At 63.3% G+C, this 3,796-nt stretch carries 3 protein-coding genes; 1 reads left to right on the top strand and 2 read right to left on the bottom strand.

All coding sequences use genetic code 11. The features are described 5' to 3' along the window. A partial coding sequence (locus EN925_RS27035; protein WP_164894413.1) for an aldo/keto reductase occupies nt 1-772 on the bottom strand: 772 nt, incomplete at its 3' end. Nucleotides 773-832: 60 nt separating this feature from the next. Further along, a complete protein-coding gene (locus EN925_RS27030; protein ID WP_013529531.1) occupies nt 833-2,338 on the bottom strand; it encodes an altronate dehydratase family protein in 1,506 nt (501 codons plus the stop codon). A 229-nt stretch (nt 2,339-2,567) separates the two neighbouring features. On the opposite strand from EN925_RS27030, the gene EN925_RS27025 reads away from it, so the two are divergent. After that, on the top strand, nt 2,568-3,470 hold the full coding sequence (locus EN925_RS27025) for a GntR family transcriptional regulator (RefSeq protein ID WP_013529532.1): 903 nt from the start codon (nt 2,568-2,570) through the stop codon (nt 3,468-3,470). Nucleotides 3,471-3,796 lie beyond the last annotated feature (326 nt).

Genomic DNA, 3,796 nt, shown 5'->3' with positions numbered 1-3,796 from the left:
CGTCATGGCTGGCGGGGCGGTAGTCGAAATGTGCGCCTTGCACCGGGCCGGTCGCCAGGATGCCGGAGTTGAACACGCCGCCAATGACCAAGGAGGTCTGCTGTGCCCCGCATAGCGGCAGCAACTCCGCTTCGGCACTGCGGTCGAGCAGGGAATAGCGGCTGGCAAGCAGGATGCAGTCGAGCGGCGCCCGGCGCATGACGTCCAGGCAGATCTGCACCTCGTTGACGCCAAGCCCATAGGCGGAAATGACGCCAGTCCGTTTCAGCTCTTCGAGTGCCTTGAGGCCGCCATCCATCAGGTCGCGAAAATGCAGCTTGGTCTTCTCGATACCATGGGTGTAGGCGCCGATGTCGTGGACAAACAGGATGTCTATCCTGTTTAGGCCAAGCCGCGCATAGCTGAACTCGACCGACCGCATAATGCCGTCATAGGAATAGTCGTAGTCGAGCGCGAAGGGCAGCGGATCGACATAGGAGTGATCGGGAACCTGATCGTCCGGCACCGGGCGAAACAGCCGGCCGACCTTGGTCGACAGCACATAGGAATCGCGCGGCTTGTAACGCAGGAAGTCGCCGAAGCGGCGCTCCGACAGTCCGAAACCGTAGAAGGGTGCGGTGTCGAAATAGCGCAGGCCGGCATCCCAGGCGCCCTGCAGCGTCTCCATCGCCGCTTCGCGCGAACAGGCGCGGTAAAGGCCGCCAAGTGCGGCGCCGCCGAAGCTCACTTCGGTGACCTCCAGAGCTGTCCGACCGATACGGCGTTTTTCCATGCAAAACCTCCCCGTTGCCCGCCGCTGACCGGCGCGCAGTCTACTTTATATCAGTAAAATCTAAAGTGTTGCGCCCAGATGCCAGGGCACGAACTCGTTGTCGCCGTAGCCGAAGTCCTCGCTCTTGGTCTTGCGGCCGGAAGCCGTTTCGACGATCAGTTCGAAAATCTCGCGGCCCATGCCGGCGATGGTCTTTTCACCCGAGGCGATGACGCCGCAATTGACGTCCATGTCCTCTTCCATCTGGTGGTACATGGTCGAGTTGGTGGCGACCTTGATCGACGGCGTCGGACGGCAGCCGAAGCAGGAGCCGCGGCCGGTGGTGAAGACGATGACGTTGGCGCCGCCCGCCACCTGGCCGGTCGCCGAAACCGGGTCGTAGCCAGGCGTATCCATGAACACGAGGCCACTGCCGGTGACTTTTTCGGCGTAGCCGAAGACGCCGTTGAGCGGCGTCTGGCCGCCCTTGGCGACCGCACCGAGGGACTTCTCCAGGATGGTGGTGAGGCCGCCGCGCTTGTTGCCGGGCGAGGGATTGTTGTCGATCGAGGCGCCATGCTTGGCGACGTGGTCCTCCCACCACTTCACGAAGCCGTCGAGCTTCTGCGCGATCTCCGGCGTTGCCGCGCGGTAGGCAAGCAGATGCTCGGCGCCGTAGATTTCCGTGGTCTCGGAGAGAATGCCGATACCGCCGACGCCGGCCAGGATGTCGACAGCCGCGCCCAGCGCCGGATTGGCCGTGATGCCCGACATGCCGTCGGAGCCGCCGCATTGCAGGCCGACGACGATCTCGCTGACCGGGATCGGCTCACGCTTCAACTGGCCGACTTCCTCGGCGATCTCGGCCAGCACGCCCATCGCTTTTTCCACCGATTTGCGCGACCCGCCGGCGTCCTGGATGTTGAAATGGCGCTTGCCGGCAGCGACGCCCTTCTGGCCGTAGAGGGTGAGCTGGTTGACCTCGCAGCCGAGGCCGACCATCAGCACGCCGCCGAAATTCGGGTGGCGGGCATAGCCGGCAAGCGTGCGGTGCAGCACCATCATGCCGTCGCCGGTGCCGCTCATGCCGCAGCCCTGGCCGTGCACGATCGGCACGAAGCCGTCGATGCCGGGGTATTTCGGCAACAGCGTGCGGTTGGCGGTATCGGCGATGGAATGGCAGACGGTGGCCGAGCAATTGACGCTGGCGACGATGCCGATGAAGTTGCGCGTGCCGGCGCGGCCATCGGCGCGGCGATAGCCCATGAAGGTGCGGGCGCGGTCGGCCTCCGTCGCGTGCTCGGCCTCGCTCGGCGGCACGACCGGCAAGCGGCCGGATTCGAAAACCAGATTGTGCGAATGCACGTGCTCGCCGGCTGCGATGTCCTGTGTCGCGCGACCGATCGCCTGGGCGTATTTCACGACGGCCTCTCCGGCGGCGATCGGCTTGATCGCCACCTTGTGGCCGGGCTCGATCAGCGCACTGGCGACGGCACCGCCCGGCAGCGCGGTGCCGATCTCGATGCGGCCGTTCGCGACGGCGACATTGTCGGCGGGGGACAGAAGAATGCAGTTGGAGGCGTTCACGGGCGGTTTCCTGGGTGATCCTGGGTTGCGCGGGGCGGATTGACACGCGCCTGTTTAGAGATATTGTCTTTTATCGTGAAAAAACAGTTTTGCGTCAATTGTTTTTTCGTGGGGAGTTCCGCATGTCTCCGGGTTGTTCCGGGAAGCAATTTCGCTTCTCAGAGCCATGCGAACGTCATATTGCGCTTCAAACCGTCCGCTGCAAGCGACGGCGTGCAACGGGTCAGGGATGTCGAAGAGCAACAACGTCTACAAGGATGCCTACAACCGCTGCCTGCGGCTGCTCGACGAAACGCGCAGCCTGCCTTCGGAGCCGGAACTGGGCACCTTGCTTGGCGTCAGCCGGACCACGGTGCGCACCATTCTCGCGCGCATGGAAGAGACCGGGCTGATCGCCTGGAACAAGCGCGCCAAGACGGTGCTGCGCGAACCGCTTCCCGATGATTTCTTCCCCGAGGAAGAGACAGACACGCTGGCCGAGATCATCGAACGGTCGTTCATGCGTCGGCTGCTCGCCGGCGGCGCCGAAGCCGGCATGCAGATCAACGAACTCGAACTGGCGCGCGAGATCGGCGTTGGCACCACCAGCGTGCGCGAGTTCCTGATCCGCTTCTCCCGCTTCGGCCTGATCGAGAAACGTCGCAACAGTCATTGGGTGCTGAAGGGCTTTACGCGCGCCTTCGCGCTGGAGCTGACCGAAATCCGCGAGATGTTCGAACTGCGCTCGGCGGCCGCCTTTGCCGCTTTACCGCAGGACAGCGCAGTCTGGACCGATCTCGACCGCCTGGAAGACGAGCATCGCCAGCTGGCAAACGACATTGCCGCCCGCTTCACCGAGTTCTCCGAACTCGACGAGCGCTTCCACCGGCTGATCCACCGGGCATCGCGCAATCGCTTCATCGTCGATTTCTACGATGTCATCGCCATGATCTTCCACTACCATTACCAGTGGAACAAGGCGCAGGAACGCGAGCGCAACGAAGTCGCGATCGGTGAGCATCTGGTCTACATAGAAGCGCTGAAATCACGCGATCTCGGCAAGGTCGACGCCGCTTGCCGCAAGCATTTGAAGTCGGCGCGCCAGACATTGCTGACCTCGATCCCGGAGAGCCGGTCGCTGCAAAAACACTGAGCCGCATCGCGGCTCGGAGCCTTGTTTCATGCATGTCGTTGTCCCAAAACCGCTATACACTTCTGGGCGACATGCCTTGGGCCTGCCGCGTTGCCGCCGCGGCGATTTGGCGATTTTCCACCCGCCGGCCCCGTGCTAGATATGGTTGGTTGCTGCGAAGAGGCAGGGCTTTGGGCGTATCGAGGAGACGATGGAGCATGCCGGTCGCGCTTGTCGCGGCCTATCTGCTGTTGCTCCAGTCGACGCTTGGTGCATTCGCCTTCGGCGCCGGTCCCAATGCATCGCAACTCGACGCTTTCGGCAACGTCATCTGTACCCATGAAGGC

It is taken from the genome of Mesorhizobium sp. M7A.F.Ca.US.006.04.2.1 (assembly GCF_004022915.1).
Lineage (GTDB): Bacteria > Pseudomonadota > Alphaproteobacteria > Rhizobiales > Rhizobiaceae > Mesorhizobium > Mesorhizobium ciceri.
The sequence above is the reverse complement of the archived record's forward strand: the minus strand, read 5'-3'. Positions and strand labels throughout refer to the sequence as shown.